Genomic DNA, 16,079 nt, shown 5'->3' on the forward strand with positions numbered 1-16,079 from the left:
AATGGTCGCAGTCAAGACTGGATTGCCGCGTCGCCGCTTTGACGTGGTCATCGTCGGTGCTGGCGGCGCCGGGATGCGCGCATCCCTCCAGCTCGCGGAAGCCGGCCTGAACGTGGCCGTGCTGTCCAAGGTGTTCCCGACCCGCTCGCACACCGTGGCGGCGCAGGGCGGTATCGGTGCTTCGCTGGGCAACATGAGCGAAGACAACTGGCACTATCACTTCTACGACACCATCAAGGGCTCGGACTGGCTGGGTGACCAGGACGCCATCGAGTTCATGTGCCGTGAAGCCCCGAAGGTCGTGTACGAGCTCGAACACTTCGGCATGCCGTTTGACCGCAACCCCGACGGCACCATCTACCAGCGCCCGTTCGGCGGCCACACCGCCAACTACGGTGAAAAGCCCGTGCAGCGCGCCTGCGCCGCGGCTGACCGTACCGGCCACGCGCTGCTGCACACGCTGTACCAGCGCAATGTGCGCGCCAAGACCCACTTCTTCGTCGAATGGATGGCGCTGGACCTGATCCGCGACCAGGACGGCGACGTGCTGGGCGTGACCGCGCTGGAAATGGAAACCGGCGAGGTCTACATCCTCGAGGCCAAGACCACGCTGTTCGCGACCGGCGGTGCCGGCCGCATCTACGCCGCTTCCACCAACGCCTTCATCAACACCGGTGACGGCCTGGGCATGGCCGCACGCGCTGGCGTGCCGCTGGAAGACATGGAATTCTGGCAGTTCCACCCGACCGGCGTGGCCGGCGCGGGCGTGCTGATCACCGAAGGCGTGCGCGGCGAGGGCGGTATCCTGCGCAACAAGGACGGCGAGCGCTTCATGGAGCGCTATGCCCCGACGCTGAAGGACCTGGCGCCGCGTGACTTCGTCTCGCGCTCGATGGACCAGGAAATCAAGGAAGGCCGCGGCTGCGGCCCGAACGGCGACTACGTGCTGCTCGACCTGACCCACGTCGGCGCCGAGACCATCATGAAGCGCCTGCCGTCGATCCGCGAAATCGGCATGAAGTTCGCCAACGTCGACGCGATCAAGGAACCGATCCCGGTGGTGCCGACCATCCACTACCAGATGGGCGGCATTCCGACCAACTATCACGGCCAGGTCGTGGTGCCGAAGAACGGCAACCCGAACGAAGTCCTAAACGGTTTCTACGCGATCGGCGAATGCTCGTGCGTGTCGGTGCACGGCGCCAACCGCCTGGGCACCAACTCGCTGCTGGACCTGGTGGTGTTCGGCCGCGCGGCCGGCAACCACATCATCGCGCAGAACCTGAAGCAGAAAGAGCACAAGCCGCTGCCGGCCGATGCCGCCGACCTCGCGCTGTCGCGCCTGGCCAAGCTGCAGGCAACGTCGTCGGGCGAGTACACGCAGGACGTGGCCAACGACATCCGCAAGAACATGCAGTCGCATGCCGGCGTGTTCCGGACGCAGAAGCTGATGGACGAAGGCGTCGAGCGCATCCTGGAAGTCTCCGAGCGCGCCAACAACATCCACCTGAAGGACAAGTCCAAGGTCTTCAACACCGCGCTGGTGGAAGCCCTGGAAGTGGCCAACCTGGTGGAAGTGGCCAAGGCCACCATGATCTCGGCGGCCGCTCGCAAGGAATCGCGCGGTGCCCACGCGCACAGCGACTTCCCGAATCGCGACGACCAGAACTGGCTCAAGCACACGCTGTTCTACAGCGAAGGCAACCGCCTCGACTACAAGCCGGTGAAGATGGAACCGCTGACGGTGGAAAGCGTGCCGCCGAAGGCCCGTACCTTCTGAGCACCGCATCGTAGAGACAACAGGACCCACAGAAATGAAGCGTATTTTCGAAGTCTACCGCTACGATCCGGACAAGGATGCGGCACCGCGCATGCAGACCTACGAGGTCGAGCTGGACGGTCACGAGCGCATGCTGCTGGACGCGCTGGTCAAGCTGAAGAAGCTGGACGAGACCATCTCGTTCCGCCGTTCGTGCCGCGAAGGCGTGTGCGGCTCGGACGCGATGAACATCAACGGCAAGAACGGCCTGGCGTGCCTGACCAATATGCGCGAGCTGCCGGACCGCATCGTGCTGCGTCCGCTGCCCGGCCTGCCGGTGGTGCGCGACCTGATCGTCGACATGACGAACTTCTTCAAGCAGTACAACTCGATCAAGCCGTTCCTGATCAACGACGAGCCGCCACCCGAGAAAGAGCGCCTGCAGTCGCCGGAAGAGCGTGACGAGCTGGACGGCCTGTACGAGTGTATTCTCTGCGCCAGCTGCTCCACGTCGTGCCCGTCGTTCTGGTGGAACCCGGACAAGTTCGTCGGCCCCGCCGGCCTGCTGCAGGCTTACCGCTTCATTGCGGACAGCCGCGACCAGGCCACCAGCGAGCGCCTGGACAACCTGAACGACCCGTACCGCCTGTTCCGCTGCCACAGCATCATGAACTGTGTCGACGTGTGCCCGAAGGGTCTGAACCCGACCAAGGCCATCGGCAAGATCAAGGAGCTGATGGTCCGCCGCGCGGTTTGAGGAATACGATGCCAAAGCCGTCGCAGTCAACGAAGGACATGGCCGTAAGCGAACGGCGATCTCGCCTTGACGACGGCATGCGCACTATAAGCGAATCGCTGCTGTCCGTGAAGCTCGCGAGGCCAAGGCAGAGGCGACAGGCCAGCTTGGCCGGAGTGTCCCCTCACCTGCCAGGCTAGCTACCTTCGTTTTCCGCTGTGCAGGCATTAAACACGGCCCGCACAACAGACAGAGGCACGGACCCGAGAAGTGCGGCGGCCTCCGCCTGGCAGTCGCGTGTGGGGCCAACCGGCACGCCAGGCTGATTGATCGCGGGTGTCTTGCCGGGCTGCATGCCCTCGTTCGTCGCGGAGCAGGCGCTTAGCAGGCTCAGCGTCGCGAGCACTTGCACGGATCCGAGACGCAAATGGAACCATTTCGTTGCCCGCATCTCGCTGTGCCTCCTATTTACCGGGACCCGCAGCCAGTTATCGAACTCAGAGGCGAAACACCACACTTAGCATGGGACCCTTGAGGGTGAGCCTTTGCACCAACTGGTTACCGCCCAACTGGTAGGTGATGTAGCGATAGGACAATTGCACATCCCCCCACCTTGCCGCGTACGCCGCCCCCCCGTACGCTTGAACCGTGTATCTGGAGGAACCGGTGCCGACGTCAATGTAATAAGGCACGTACCACTTGCCACTGCTACTGAGATTGATGCGTCCGCGCATACCGACTATGCCGTCCACGATATTCGCCGTCTGCGATACGCTCCCTTGCCTTGCCAACATCGCGCCTTGTTGATCGAACGTTGCGGATAATGTCCAGTTCGCGTTAGCGCTCAGGTTCAGATACCGGAGCCCGCCGAACGGCATGACAGTTCCCCAAGGCGCACGCAGGGCTGTATAGCCTCCTGCAAGTGCGAACAGGCCGCCGCTCAGGCCGCTGCTGACATCGGTCGCCAGGTCGCGCGGGACGACAACCCTGGTGCCGCCCTCCGCCCCCACGGCCTTGAGGTTGGTTTGCTGACGACTAAAGTCAAGGTAGATCGCGTCGGCAAGGACAGTCCAATCTCCCTTGCTGGCTTCGACCTGCAGCATCAGAACAAACTGCAAATTCTGGAGATAGCTGTCCGGCCCCGCTCCAACATCGAGGTTGCCACCTCCGGTAGACGAGGATCCGGAGAAGCGCAACGCGCCGCTCACGTTTGGCAACCAAAGATACGGGGCGACGGAAAATTGCCAGCCGTCAGCATCCGTCGGCGCGGCATGCGCCGACCCGGCGGCGACAGCAAGGACGATAGTGCTCCCAAGACAACGGCGGCCCAGATTAGCGCATAGGCCTTTACTGTTTGGTGCACCGAACCGACCAGCGAGTCGCACTTTTCTCATGGCTTTGCCCCCATTTCACAACACGCTGCGCCCCGTGCGCATGAGGGAAAGGGATTGCGGGGGTCGTCGGAGCGCCCGGTGCCGGCCCCCATCACCAATGCAATGCCACGGGAAATGTTTGCTGATGCAAATCCAAGATAGCAGACGCCCATGGTGGCGAGCGCCGGCCACGCATCCGTCGTGCCGTGGCGTCTTGGTCACAAGTGCGCCATCACCCATCCAAATGAAGGCGGACGGGATCACAAGGTGCCCTGAGCCACTTCAATTTCTCGGTGGATTTGACGAACCACAGCGCTCGCCCTTTACGACCTCAGATTGAAGGCGTTGCCTTTCCGCTTGACACGGCACGCTTGACGTCTACGCTTGATGCATCCAACACGGCACACCGCCCATGCGCCCCACATGGAAGTTCACGCCGCTCGCGACGCTCCTTGTCTTTCCCTTGGTTGGGATCGCGCAGCCTGAGGCCGTCCCGGCCTTTAAGCAAGTGGACTCTCTCGAAGCCAGGGTACAGGGCTGCGTCACCTGTCACGGCCAGAGCGGCCAAGGCACAGCAAACGGCTACTTCCCCCGCATAGCCGGCAAGCCGGCAGGGTACCTCTATAACCAGTTGGCGGCCTTTCGCGACGGCACGCGGCGGTATCCGCCGATGAACTACCTGGTGGCCTACCTGCCCGACCCCTACCTGAAGGAAATTGCCGAGTACTTCGCCAAGCTGCGGCCGCCCTTCGCGCCCAAGGAGAGCAGCAACGCCGCGCCGCCCGTGCTCGCCCGCGGTCAGGCGCTGGTGAACAAGGGCGACGCTGGCCAGGGCATTCCGGCCTGCGCCGCCTGCCACGGCAACGGGCTGACCGGGATGGAGCCGGGCATTCCGGGGCTGGTCGGGCTGCGCCGCGCGTATATCGTCGGCCAGCTCACGCGCTGGAAGGTAGGCGAGCGCCATGCGGCCGAGCCCGACTGCATGAAGCGCATCGCCGGGCGGCTGAGCGATGCCGACGTTTCGGCGGTGGCTGAGTGGCTATCGCAGCAGCCGGCGCCGAGCGACCCGTCGCCGGAATCCTCAAACCTGGTTCGCATGCCGCTGGCTTGCGGCAGCCAGCGGTGATGCAATGAAACGTTGGCCCGTACTCGTCCTCGGCACTGCGGTCATACTCGTCATCGTGGTGCTGGCGATTCGCTTCATGCAGCGCCCCACTTCGGCGCCACAGCAGGCGGGCTCGCCGCCGACCAAAGCCGCCCCGTCCGGGCCGGTCGGCGCTGCCACCCAGATCATCACCAAGGGCGAGTACCTGGCCCGCGCCGGCGATTGCGTGGCCTGCCACACCGAGCCAAACGGAAAACCTTTTGCCGGCGGACGGCCAATGGCCACCCCCTTCGGCAACCTCTACGTGCCCAACATCACGCCCGACGATGAGACCGGCATCGGTCGGTGGAGCGCTGACGACTTCTACAAGATGATGCACACCGGCGTCTCGCGCGATGGCACCCTGCTCTACCCGGCCATGCCGTTCGCTTCGTATACGAAGGTAACGCGCGCGGATTCGGATGCCATTTATGCCTACCTGATGTCGGTGCCGCCGGTGAAGCATCCCAACCGGCCACACGAGCTGCGCTTTCCGTTCAATAAGCGCGAGTTGCTGATCGGCTGGCGCACCCTGTATTTCAAGGAAGGCGAGTACCAGCCCGATCCGAAGCAGACGGCGCAATGGAACCGTGGTGCCTACCTGGTGGAGGGGCTGGGCCATTGCGCGATGTGTCATACGGCCATCAATGTGCTGGGCGGCTCCAGCGAATCGAAGGAATTCGAGGGCGGCATGATCCCGAACCAGAACTGGTACGCGCCGTCGCTGACCTCCAATCGCGAGGCGGGACTGGGCAACTGGCCAATCAAGGACATCACCGACCTCCTGCAGGTGGGCATCTCTCACCGGGGCACGGTGTATGGACCGATGGCCGAAGTGGTCTACAACAGCCTGCAATACCTGACCGATGCGGACGTGGAAGCCATGGCCGTCTACTTGAAATCGCTGGCCCCGCGCGACACCGAGCCGCCGCCCACCAGCCAGGCGCGGCTGGTCCAACCGGCGGTGATGGAACTGGGCCGGCAGGTCTACACCCAGCAGTGCGCGATGTGCCATGCCGACGACGGCAAGGGCCATCCGCCCTCCTTCCCGCCGCTGGCCGGCAACCAGTCGATCACGATGGCCTCGCCGGTGAATTCCATCCGCATGGTCCTCAATGGCGGCTATCCGCCCGGCACCGCCAAGAATCCCCGCCCACACGGAATGCCGCCGTTCTCGCACATTCTTGACGACGACAAGGCTGCCGCAGTCGTTACCTATGTCCGCGTAGCGTGGGGCAATGCCGGTACGCCGGTCGCCCCAAACCAGGTGAATGAGCTGCGCAAGCTGCTGCCGGAGTGAATCCGATGACCAGACCCAGTCCGATACCCGGCGCGAAACCGGGCGCCTCCGATCCTGACCATGCCGAGCCCATCGAGCCCAACGAGGCCGACGTGCATCGCGTGGTCAGTGCGGGGCCGACCGGCGCCTTCGCCGTGGCAGGGGTGGCGACGGCCATCGTCGTGCTGATCTACCTCGCTTTCTGGTTCTTCATCCACGTGCCGAGGGGGATGGTCCAGTGAACGCAGCGACGCCGCCCTCCGGTCCGTCCGCCGCCCCGGACGGCCATCACGCCGAGGCGGTCGCGGTCGCGGCCGAGCGGCGCTGGGCCGTGGTGGTCGGACTCATCATCGCCGTGATCATTCTGTTGATGATCTTCGCCGGGCTGCACTGGGCGTCGATGCCGCCATCGCGGGTGGAGACGGTGGATGTGAAAACATTGCACCTGCGCGGCGAGTTCGCCGAGGGCAACCTGGGCACCGCCGTGGACGCCGATGGCAAGGTCACGGTGCGGCTGATCGCACAGCAGTACTCCTTCGAGCCACAGTGCCTCGTGGTGCCTGCAGGCGTGCCGGTAACCTTCCGCGGCACCGCCGCCGACACCATCCATGGCTTCATCGTCGGCACGACCAACGCCAACACAATGCTCATTCCGGGCTTCGTAGCCACTTTCACCACCACCTTCCCCAAGCCCGGCGAGCACCTGATGCCCTGCCACGAGTACTGTGGCACGGGCCACGAGGCGATGTGGGCTCGGGTGGAGGTCCTGCCCCGAGAGGAGTTCATGGCCCGCGCGCGTGGCGCGGAAAGGATGAACTGTGTTTCTCGCTAGAAAGCTTGTCCTCGCGCATTTCTGGGTGGCCTTCATCGCCTTCCTCGGCGCCATCCTGCTTGGCGAATGGCAGATGTTCATCCGCAGCCCGCTGGCTCAGTGGGTCAACAATCCCGAGCACTACTACCGCTCCGTCACCGCCCACGGCACGGTCATGGCCTATGTGATGCCCACGCTGGTGGCGATGGGGTTCGGCTACGCCATCACCGAGCTGTCGCTGAAGCGGCCTCTGCTGGGGCTGCGCTGGGCGTGGCTCGGCTTCTGGCTGGTGATTGCGGGCACGGTGCTGGCGTCCATCGCCATGGGGCTGGGCAAGGCGTCGGTGCTCTACACCTTCTACCCGCCCATGATCGGCAGCCCGTTCTACTACCTCGGCGTGGTGCTGGTGGTGGTGGGCTCGTGGGTGTGGGTGGCGCTGATGTCGGTGAATCTGCACGCCTGGCGGCGAGACAACCCCGGCGCAACCGTCCCGCTGGCGCTGTACGGCACAGTGGCCGGCGCCTACCTGTGGGCGTGGACGTCGGTGGGTGCGGCGGTCGAGGTGCTTGTGCTGATCCTGCCCGCGTCCCTGGGGCTGACCGACACCATCAACGCCGGGCTATCGCGTGTGTTCTTCTCCTGGACACTGCACGCCATCGTCTACTTCTGGCTGATCCCGGCCTACGTGGCCTTCTACAGCATCGTGCCGCGCGCCATCGGCGGGCGGCTCTACAGCGATACGATGGGGAGGGTAGCCTTCGCGCTGTTCCTCGTTTTCTCCATGCCCATCGGTATCCATCACCTGTTTGCCGATCCGCAGGTCGGCGCAGGCTTCAAGTTCGTGCATGCGGCCATGACAGGGCTGGTGACAGTGCCCACGCTGCTCACGGTGTTTACCATCGTCGCCTCGGTGGAGATCGCGGGGCGGCTGCGCGGCGGCAAGGGCGTGTTCGGCTGGCTGACGGCGCTGCCGTGGCGCAACCCGATGATGCTGGCGGTAACGTTTTCCTTCATCATGCTCGGCCTGGGCGGCGCCGGCGGCATTATCAACATGAGCTACCAGCTCAACGAGACGATACACAACACGCAGTGGGTCACCGGACATTTCCACCTGATCTTCGCCGGCGCCGTCGTCATCATGTACATGGTGGTCGCCTATGACATATGGCCGCAGCTCACTGGCTGCGCGCCGCTGCAATCGGGGCTGGTGCGCCTGCAACTGTGGCTGTGGTTCCTCGGCATGCTGGTGCTGTCGCTGCCGTGGCACTGGGTGGGCCTGCTCGGCATGCCGCGCCGCATGGCCTACTACGACTACAGCCACCCGGCGCTCCAACCGCAGGCATGGACGGTGACGGCCTCCACTTTCGGGGGGCTGGCGATGGTTGTCTCGGCCATCCTGTTTGTGCTGATCCTTGCCCGCGCCCAGCGGCGCCCCGCGCCGGCGCCCGCACCATACACCTTTAGCCAGCCGCTGCTTCCCGGGGCCCGGCCGCCAGCCGCACTGAACGGCTACGCGCTTTGGGTGGGCATGATGATCGCGCTGACGCTGGTGAATTATGGCTATCCCATCGTGCAAATGGCCATGCTGGACAACGCCCGCGTGCCGGTGGTGCCCATCGGGAGCCGCTGATGCAAGACAACCGTACGCCCCCGGACCGCAGCCCGCTCGGCAGGCAGAGCGTGGTGGCTCTGGCCGCGCTCACCGCCCTGCTGATGCTGGTCGGTTTCCTGTGGCTGCCCATGGCGCAAGGCGACTTTACCGTGCGTGGACTGTGGGACACCATCTGCCGTGCTGCGGGCGTACCATCCCAATGGGCCGGTAACAGTGCTGCCCGTACCGGCCACGTGGCCACCAACGTCGTGCTGGACCGCGCAATGGCCCATGCCGCGCCGGCCGACGCCGTAGGCCGGGGTGCCACGCTCGCATTGAACTGCACCATGTGCCATGGCGCGCAGGGCATGAGCGCGTCCAATGCGCCCAACCTCGCCGGACAGTATCCCGAAGTCGTCATCAAGCAGCTGCAGGACTACAAGACAGGCAAGCGTGGCAGTCCGATCATGGAGACGCTTTCCCGCAATCTCTCCGAGCGCGACATCGCCGACCTCGCGGCCTACTACGCTTCGCTTCCCAAGGCCCGCACGGCTCCGACGACCTACGACGAGAACCTGCCCGCGTTGGTGCGCGTGGGAGACCCGCTGCGCAATGTGGCGCCCTGCATTTCTTGCCACGGAGGCGTGGATCAGAAATTCGGTGCGCCGTGGCTCGAAGGCATGCCGCACGCCTATTTGACAAGCCAGTTGCATGCGTTCCGCGACGGTACCCGCCGTAATGACAGCGAGGCGCAGATGCGCAATATGGCGCGAGCGATGAGCGATCAAGAGATCGAGGAAGTTTCGAATTTTTACGCAAGAAAAAACAGTGCGGCAGAGGGGCGCTAGATCAGTATGGCCATGCCGGCTTCGTCGACAAACGCCTTGTACCGCTCTTGGTGGTGCCCCAACGACACGCCACGTTCCGTAGGCCGGAGGCACGGCGCGGCACCACAGCGGCAGGTACCGCGCCACGTCGCGCGATGCTCTCGACATGTGTTTGGGCGGCTTGTTCGGTTGTCACGTGGATGGCCCCCAGGCGAGCGGCTTTAACTGGCCGCCGAGACCCGAGCTTCGGCCTCGGCAGGAAAGCTGTCGATGGTGTTCAGCTTCGACGTGTCCAGAGCCGTATCGAGCGGCCCGGAGCCTGTCAACGCCGGCGCATCGCGGCGATGCACATCGTGGGTCACGAAGCCGATGTCGTGGCTCGGAATTGCCAGGCACTCGGGACGGGCAAACGAGCCGCGGATGTCGTCCAGCCCGCTGGTCCAGTGCTCGCCCATGGTGTCGGCGCTGAACTCGAAGTCCTTGTAATGTCCTTCGAAGAACTTATTGCGGTAGATCAGGTGCACGACGTTGACGGCGCTGCCGTCGGCAATCCGCTGCGCCTCGCGCATCAGCGGATGGGTCTCGCGGACAGACTCCGGCACGTGTTCCAGCAGTTCCTTGATCAGCCGCGCATGCTTCTGGCGGCCTTCCATGAACGCGGTGACGGCGCGGGTCCGGCTCGAGTACTGGATGTCCTTGGTGCGCTCTGATACGTCCAGGAAGTTGCCCGGCAGGGCCCCGCTCGCGCTCCACAGGTCCACCTGGAAGATCAGCGTGTCCTTGTGCTGCGATTCGCGCAGGATCTCGGTCAGCGGTGTATTCGATACGAGGCCGCCATCCCAGTAGAACTCGCCGTCGACCTCCACGGCCGGGAAGCCCGGCGGCAGCGCGCCGGACGCCATGAAGTGTTCCGGCTTGAGGTGCATCTTCGTGTTGTCGAAGTACACGAGGTTGCCGGTGCGGACGTTGACCGCGCCGACGGAGACGCGCATTTCACCGTCGTTGATGCGATCGAAATCGGCGTACTTGAGCAGGGTCGCGCGCAGCTCGCTCGTATCGTAGAAGCTCACCTGGCTCGGCGCGCTGCCTTGGCTGCCAAAACTGTGCAGCGGCGAGCGAGGCACGAAGAAGCCCTGCTGGCCTTCCACCAGCGCACGGCCGGCGGCCCACATGCTCGACCACTTGCGCGCGATGTCCCAGAAGCCGAACGTCGCCGGCACCCAGGCACCGACATTGCCAATCACGTCCGCCGGCAGGCTGATCGTGTTCCAGAATCCGCGCAGCGCTTCCACGCGATCCTCGGGGGCATTGCCAGCGATGATTGCGGCGTTCAATGCGCCGATTGAGATGCCCGATACCCAGGTCGGGTGGATCCCCGCCTGGGCCAGGCCTTCGTAGACGCCAGCCTGATAGGACCCAAGTGCGCCGCCACCCTGAAGGACGAGGCCGACCTCGTCATAGGGCGGCAATGTCAGCGGAGATGCTTGTTGAAATGTCTTGCGTTGACTGCGGTGCACGTCGGTTCCTTGTCTTACTGCATGAACCAGCCGTGGCTGACCACGACCGATTGGCCGGTCAGCGCGGCGGATTCAAAGCCGGCCAGGAACGCGACCGTGCGGGCCACGTCGGCGACGGTCGTGAATTCGCCATCGACCGTTTCCTTGAGCATGACGTTGCTGACGACCTCGGCTTCGGAAATGCCCAGCGCCTTGGCCTGATCGGGGATCTGCTTGTCGACCAGCGGGGTGCGGACAAAGCCCGGACAGACGACGTTGGCGCGAACGCCACGCGGGCCGCCTTCCTTGGCCACGACGCGCGCCAAGCCCAGCAGCCCGTGCTTGGCCGTGACGTAGGCCGACTTAAGCTTGGAAGCCTCGTGCGAGTGGACCGAGCCCATGTAGATGATCGCCCCGCCCTTGCCGGCCTTGTACATGTGCCGGATGGCCGCGCGGGTCGTCAGGAAAGCGCCATCGAGGTGAATGGCGAGCATCTTCTTCCAGTCGGAGAACGCGTAGTCCTCGATCGGATTGACGATCTGGATGCCGGCGTTCGATACCAGCACATCAATGCCGCCCAGCTTTTCCACCGTTTCTTCCATGCCGGCGTTGACCGCTTCCTCGTTCGTGACGTCCATCGCCACGGCAATCGCCTGGCCGCCGTTGGCGACGATCGACTCGGCCACCTGGCGCGCATTCTGGAGATTCAGGTCGGCGATGACAACGGCCGCGCCGTCATGTGCCAGCTGACGGGCACATTGTTCGCCAATACCACTGGCTGCGCCGGTAACGAGGGCGACTTTTCCTTGCAATGACATGGTTGCTCCTTGCGGGGATTATTGATTGACGACCAGCTTCGGCGCCTGTGCCGGCGCGAGGTAGTCGAAAGCGACCTCCCCGATATCGAGGGTGACGTTGGCGATTAAACATGACGACATAAGTATTGCAGCATGTATGATTGCGTGGTTACTCTAATGGAGAGGCAGCCATGCGCAGACTCGAGATTGCAGACGCACAGATAATGCAGTTGGCGATTCGACAGGAGATCGAGCGAAGCGAGGAGTCGCGGTATGACCACCGCCTGCACGGGGTGCTGCTGGTCAGCAGCGGTTACTCGTGCACTGAAGTGGGCCAGATGTTCGGTCAAGCGGCCACGACAGTTCAGCGATGGGTCCGACGTTTCGAGCGGGGCGGTTTCGACGGATTGCGGGAAGGTGAACGGCCCGGTCGCCCGCGTGCGTTGAATGACTCGCAATGGCGTCGCATCGAGGCGGATCTGCGCAAGACACCACGCGACTTCGGATTTGAAGCGGGCCTGTGGGATGGGCCCGTTCTATCGGAGCACTTGCGTCAGCGCTATGGCATCAAACTGGGCGTGCGGCAGTGCCAGAGGCTGTTTCGCCAGATGGGTTTCCGGCTGCGCAAGCCGCGCCCGCAGGTCGCCCAGTCTGATCCCGTTCGCGTTGCGGCGGTAAAAAAAACTGCGGCGACTGTCAAAGCGCGACGACATTGAGTTATGGAGCCTGGACGAATGCCATTTCCAGCAACACGGATCGCGCTGTCGCATGTGGGTGGCCCCGGAGATCCGCGATCCGGTGTTGATGCATGCGCCGACGCGAAAGTCGGTGGCATGTTTTGGCGCCGTCAGTCTGAGCACGGGTCGCTTCGTCTGGCAGGTATGCCCTGTCTTCAACGCAGAAACGTTTGCATCCTTTCTTCGCCAACTACTCCGCCATCGACGTCGCGGCAAGCGCATCGTCGTGGTCCTGGACAACGCAAAGTACCACCATGCCGTCCTGCTCAAACCGTTACTGCACAAATACAGGCGGCACATGACGTTGTTGTTCCTGCCACCATACAGCCCGCAACTGGCGCCTATCGAACGCGTATGGAAACTGACACGGCGCCTGGGGTTACATAACCGGTACTTCGCCACCCTCGTAGAAGTTCTCTCGGCAGTCGACGCCTGCTTCCAGCAATGGAAGAGACCAAACGAGGTACTACGACGACTATGCTGCATTATTTAAGACGCTGTGTTTAGATGCTTGGCACCGACGACGCGGCGGACCGGCAGGTCGGCGACCGGCGCCAGAGCATGCGCGTGGAGTTCCAACGCGCCGGGGCCTGCCCATGCGCCCAGCACCGTGACATCGCGCAGGAGGAATCGGACCAGTTCGCAGATCCGCGCCGAGCCGTCGACGTGCGGCAAGACCTTTAGCAGGTAGTTCGGCGTGTCGGCGAGGTGTCGCTGTTCCGTTTCGAGATCGAGTGGGCGGAACTTGAAGCCCATCGTGCCGGTGGCGATGCGCTGTGTGCCATAGTCGAGCGTGCCGAGCAACGTATCGTGTCCGTCGATCGACAGGCGCGGCGAGCCGAGCTTCTTAGGGAAGCCCCAGATTTCACGGCCGCCGGCAATGGGGCCCTCGTCATCGAGGTACATCGCATGGGTGTAATTGCCCTTGCGTCCCTGCTCGTCGATGACGGGAATGACCTGGCCGCTTTCGGTGTAATTGCCGAATCCGGAGGAATCTGGCATGCGGATGAATTCGTAGTGGACAAGGTTCGCGTCGGGCTGCAGCGGCTCGGGCACGACGGCTCGCAGCGCGTCGGGATCGGTCTCGTAGGAAACGATGAAGTATTCGCGCTGCAGAAAGCGGAACGGCGGACGCGGATACGACGGGTTATGCACCGGCATGGCAAATGCGTTTCGGCGGATATGTTCTGTGTTCACGGCGTGTTCCCTCTGAGATGTGAAGCCATCTGGTCACGCAGCACGCCCCGTTGGGGGTCGCTGGGCCGAGCGAAGCCAGCGCGTGCAGACACACTCGCACGGCAATCATGTCGCGGGGAAGATGGGGTGGCCCTGGCCTGTCAGCCTGGAGGTTCGGTTGGAAGAGTGGGCGGGATGCTGCAATGCAGGATGGCCCATCATATGATTTTCTTTCGCGCAGCAAAACGCCGACATTGGTCAAGACCTTGTTGTCCCAAAAGCGACAATATGATTGTCCTTTAGCGGCATGGGTCGCTGAAATTGACTCATCCGCGCCACCACCACTGACGGCACGCCGTGCGGTGACCCCATGTGGGCGAACAAGCACTATTGCCGGGCGGGTGCCTCCGACGATGCGCTATCCATGGCATGCGGAGCGGTGTCGATGAAGTGCCGTCTGGGAGAGGCCAAGTCAGGGGTGTCTTTAATGACGCAAGAACTAATTTCGCAAACGCCTGGATCTTCCTGCCAGGTGGGTACCAACGCGTGAGTTGCGAATGTCCTCGTTGGGATCACGCGCCCTAGTGGATTGCGAGCGCCAATCCAACCTGTGTCGCGTCGCAGCGACTCCAGTCTTTCCAAGCATCGCGCCGACTCACCGTGCCATAACACCACTTCGCTTTGATCACACGCTCGCGCAGCCGATTCTTGGAATACACATCAGTACCGCGCAGACCTGGGAGCGACATCACGAGGTTCTCGAATCGCATGTCAATGTGGTACCAGTCCAGCACGCGAGCCGTTGCAGACGGCAACTGAACGTCGCGATGTCGATGGCCTTCTTCCGCGTACTGCACCCGGTTTCGCCGACCGAGACCGAGATCCGTCACGTCGCGCTGGGCATGGATGGCGGGCCGGAGATCGCCAACCGCGAACGGCTGCGGATCCACGAGCATTTTCAGGGCCCGTTCGTCCGATCCTGGTCAACCGCGGGCTGAACCGCGAAGTCGTCGCCGCGAACGGCGACAAGGTCTCGCACGCCACCGACGAAGGCGACATGCGCGAAGCCTATCGGATGTGGAAAAGGATGATAGCGCCAGTATTCGTTGTGCAGTCCGCCCGACGATTCGTCTGGCTACCTGATCGCCGTGAAGCGGGAGCAAGCCTCGCGCGGCGGCTCCGCCGCCCTGCATGACAATGTGCAGGAAAGCACCGAGTTGTCCATCAGCGCCCCGCGCAGCCTGTTCAGCCTGTCGCCGGAGGCAAGCGGACGCCTGCTGTTTGCCGCCGGCATCGGCATCACCCCGCTGCTGAGCATGGCCCATGCGCTCAACCGACAGGCCCTCCCCTACCACAGGCCCTCTCCGAAAACGGATGATCCCGGCTGAACTGCCGCCCCCAGCAATCCACTCGGATGAAGGGCTCGACTTGCAGCAACAAGCCCGACGGCATCGCAAACGCCTTGGCAATGGGCACCCGTTGCTGCTGCCCTCCCGAGAGGAATTCCGGACAGGCTCGCCCATGCCCGAACAACTCACCAGGCTAGCGTCGTTCGGGCGTGGCCCGATCAGCGACGTCAGCGCCAAATTTATGCATTAGCAGCGGATCGTCTCATCCGTCACGACTACAAAGCGCAATTGATACCGCTGCGGGAACGCGATGACCAACCGTGATAGAGCGATCTTGCCTTCTTCATCGCTCCATCTGGCGCAACGGGGCCGGCAACCTGACGCCGATCCGGCTGGCAAGGTGGGCAAACCCCAGCGCATATGATATAAGTGAATTCAGTCTCCGCATCCTGGCCGGGCAAGCAGCCCTGCAATTCGAGCGGCGATACCGAATATAGGGGCACTTAGCCCCACCGGAAGCCGGCCAACAGTGGTTCGGCGCAAAACAACCGCCCTCCGGCAAACGTAGCGACCCAATGCACTCTGTACAGATCCGCACCGCCAACCACCAGCATGCCAAGCATGTTGCGGCTGCGCGCGCCTGTGCACAGCAACGCGGCATCGCCGCCCTGCAAGTCAGGGTCGCCCAACAGTTCCATCTTCCCGCCGTGCTTCTCTTAGCCGTGCGGGGAATCAGGGACTAGCCCACAGTCCGGATCTGATCTCCCCGCACGGCACATTGCCCGGGGGCCGCAAGCATCGATGGCGGCCCACTGTTCAACGTGCAAATGGGAGAGAGCATGCCGACGATCAGCCGCAAGACCTTAGTCATCTATCGCAGGACACTCTGCGCGATGGGGGCGATGGCCGTCCTCTACCTTGCCCTCAATCTCGATTGATCAGACGCCGATACCGATCGGATTAAATTCTGATCCAATGCGCGCCGGCCGGTCGTCCGGCGCGCA

Annotated in this window: 15 protein-coding genes and 2 pseudogenes; 12 read left to right on the forward strand and 5 right to left on the reverse strand. The window is 63.5% G+C overall.

Going from position 1 to position 16,079, the window contains the following annotated elements; genetic code table 11:
• Position 1 precedes the first annotated feature (1 nt).
• Positions 2 to 1,780 (forward strand): succinate dehydrogenase flavoprotein subunit, encoded by a 1,779-nt coding sequence (gene sdhA, locus ABNX08_RS41865; RefSeq protein ID WP_022535986.1) that lies wholly within the window; start codon positions 2 to 4, stop codon positions 1,778 to 1,780.
• Positions 1,781 to 1,814: 34 nt separating this feature from the next.
• Positions 1,815 to 2,516, forward strand: coding sequence for a succinate dehydrogenase iron-sulfur subunit (locus ABNX08_RS41870; RefSeq protein WP_011298473.1), 702 nt, complete (start codon positions 1,815 to 1,817; stop codon positions 2,514 to 2,516).
• Positions 2,517 to 2,992: 476 nt separating this feature from the next.
• Here the strand turns inward: ABNX08_RS41870 and ABNX08_RS41875 are convergent, their stop codons facing one another.
• Positions 2,993 to 3,889, reverse strand: coding sequence for a hypothetical protein (locus ABNX08_RS41875; protein WP_349604316.1), 897 nt, complete (start codon positions 3,887 to 3,889; stop codon positions 2,993 to 2,995).
• Between the two features lie 391 nt (positions 3,890 to 4,280).
• On the opposite strand from ABNX08_RS41875, the gene ABNX08_RS41880 reads away from it, so the two are divergent.
• Genes ABNX08_RS41880 through ABNX08_RS41905 form a run of 6 tightly spaced genes read left to right on the forward strand, consistent with a single transcriptional unit; the run spans position 4,281 to position 9,541 of the window.
• Positions 4,281 to 4,994, forward strand: coding sequence for a c-type cytochrome (locus tag ABNX08_RS41880; protein WP_349604318.1), 714 nt, complete (start codon positions 4,281 to 4,283; stop codon positions 4,992 to 4,994).
• A 4-nt stretch (positions 4,995 to 4,998) separates the two neighbouring features.
• Entirely contained in the window at positions 4,999 to 6,312 is a 1,314-nt protein-coding gene (locus tag ABNX08_RS41885) for a cytochrome c (RefSeq protein WP_349604319.1), read from the forward strand.
• 5 nt (positions 6,313 to 6,317) lie between these two features.
• Positions 6,318 to 6,533: a hypothetical protein gene (locus ABNX08_RS41890; protein ID WP_349604322.1), complete on the forward strand. Its 216-nt coding sequence runs from the start codon at positions 6,318 to 6,320 to the stop codon at positions 6,531 to 6,533.
• A complete protein-coding gene (locus tag ABNX08_RS41895) occupies positions 6,530 to 7,123 on the forward strand; it encodes a cytochrome C oxidase subunit II (protein WP_374063769.1) in 594 nt (197 codons plus the stop codon). Before ABNX08_RS41890 ends, ABNX08_RS41895 begins: the two co-directional genes overlap by 4 nt.
• Positions 7,110 to 8,732 (forward strand): cbb3-type cytochrome c oxidase subunit I, encoded by a 1,623-nt coding sequence (locus tag ABNX08_RS41900; RefSeq protein ID WP_349604323.1) that lies wholly within the window; start codon positions 7,110 to 7,112, stop codon positions 8,730 to 8,732. The genes ABNX08_RS41895 and ABNX08_RS41900 overlap by 14 nt, the downstream gene beginning before the upstream one ends.
• On the forward strand, positions 8,732 to 9,541 hold the full coding sequence (locus tag ABNX08_RS41905) for a c-type cytochrome (RefSeq protein ID WP_349604325.1): 810 nt from the start codon (positions 8,732 to 8,734) through the stop codon (positions 9,539 to 9,541). The genes ABNX08_RS41900 and ABNX08_RS41905 overlap by 1 nt, the downstream gene beginning before the upstream one ends.
• A 200-nt stretch (positions 9,542 to 9,741) precedes the next feature.
• On the opposite strand, the gene ABNX08_RS41910 is transcribed toward ABNX08_RS41905, so the two are convergent.
• Positions 9,742 to 11,037, reverse strand: coding sequence for a patatin-like phospholipase family protein (locus tag ABNX08_RS41910; protein ID WP_349604326.1), 1,296 nt, complete (start codon positions 11,035 to 11,037; stop codon positions 9,742 to 9,744).
• 14 nt (positions 11,038 to 11,051) lie between these two features.
• Entirely contained in the window at positions 11,052 to 11,834 is a 783-nt protein-coding gene (locus tag ABNX08_RS41915) for a 3-hydroxybutyrate dehydrogenase (RefSeq protein ID WP_349604328.1), read from the reverse strand.
• A 170-nt stretch (positions 11,835 to 12,004) separates the two neighbouring features.
• On the opposite strand from ABNX08_RS41915, the gene ABNX08_RS41920 reads away from it, so the two are divergent.
• Complete coding sequence (locus tag ABNX08_RS41920; RefSeq protein WP_374063752.1) at positions 12,005 to 12,529, forward strand: IS630 family transposase; 525 nt, start codon at positions 12,005 to 12,007, stop codon at positions 12,527 to 12,529.
• A gap of 10 nt (positions 12,530 to 12,539) precedes the next feature.
• The gene (locus ABNX08_RS41925; protein ID WP_267606345.1) at positions 12,540 to 13,043 is read left to right on the forward strand and encodes an IS630 family transposase; all 504 of its coding nucleotides are present in this window, start codon (positions 12,540 to 12,542) and stop codon (positions 13,041 to 13,043) included.
• Here the strand turns inward: ABNX08_RS41925 and ABNX08_RS41930 are convergent.
• Positions 13,040 to 13,747 carry an acetoacetate decarboxylase gene (locus ABNX08_RS41930; RefSeq protein ID WP_349608096.1) on the reverse strand — a complete coding sequence of 236 codons (708 nt, stop codon included), beginning with the start codon at positions 13,745 to 13,747 and terminating at the stop codon, positions 13,040 to 13,042. The genes ABNX08_RS41925 and ABNX08_RS41930 overlap by 4 nt on opposite strands.
• 797 nt (positions 13,748 to 14,544) lie before the next feature.
• On the opposite strand from ABNX08_RS41930, the pseudogene ABNX08_RS41935 reads away from it, so the two are divergent.
• Positions 14,545 to 14,819 (forward strand): annotated as a pseudogene (locus ABNX08_RS41935) (aromatic ring-hydroxylating dioxygenase subunit alpha); the annotation flags it as partial.
• A gap of 1 nt (position 14,820) precedes the next feature.
• A pseudogene (locus ABNX08_RS41940) lies at positions 14,821 to 15,078 on the forward strand (oxidoreductase); the annotation flags it as partial.
• A 500-nt stretch (positions 15,079 to 15,578) separates the two neighbouring features.
• Here the strand turns inward: ABNX08_RS41940 and ABNX08_RS41945 are convergent.
• Positions 15,579 to 15,773: a hypothetical protein gene (locus tag ABNX08_RS41945; RefSeq protein ID WP_349608098.1), complete on the reverse strand. Its 195-nt coding sequence runs from the start codon at positions 15,771 to 15,773 to the stop codon at positions 15,579 to 15,581.
• Positions 15,774 to 16,079: the final 306 nt, after the last annotated feature.

The organism is Cupriavidus sp. DF5525 (genome assembly GCF_040149425.2).
GTDB lineage: Bacteria > Pseudomonadota > Gammaproteobacteria > Burkholderiales > Burkholderiaceae > Cupriavidus > Cupriavidus pickettii_A.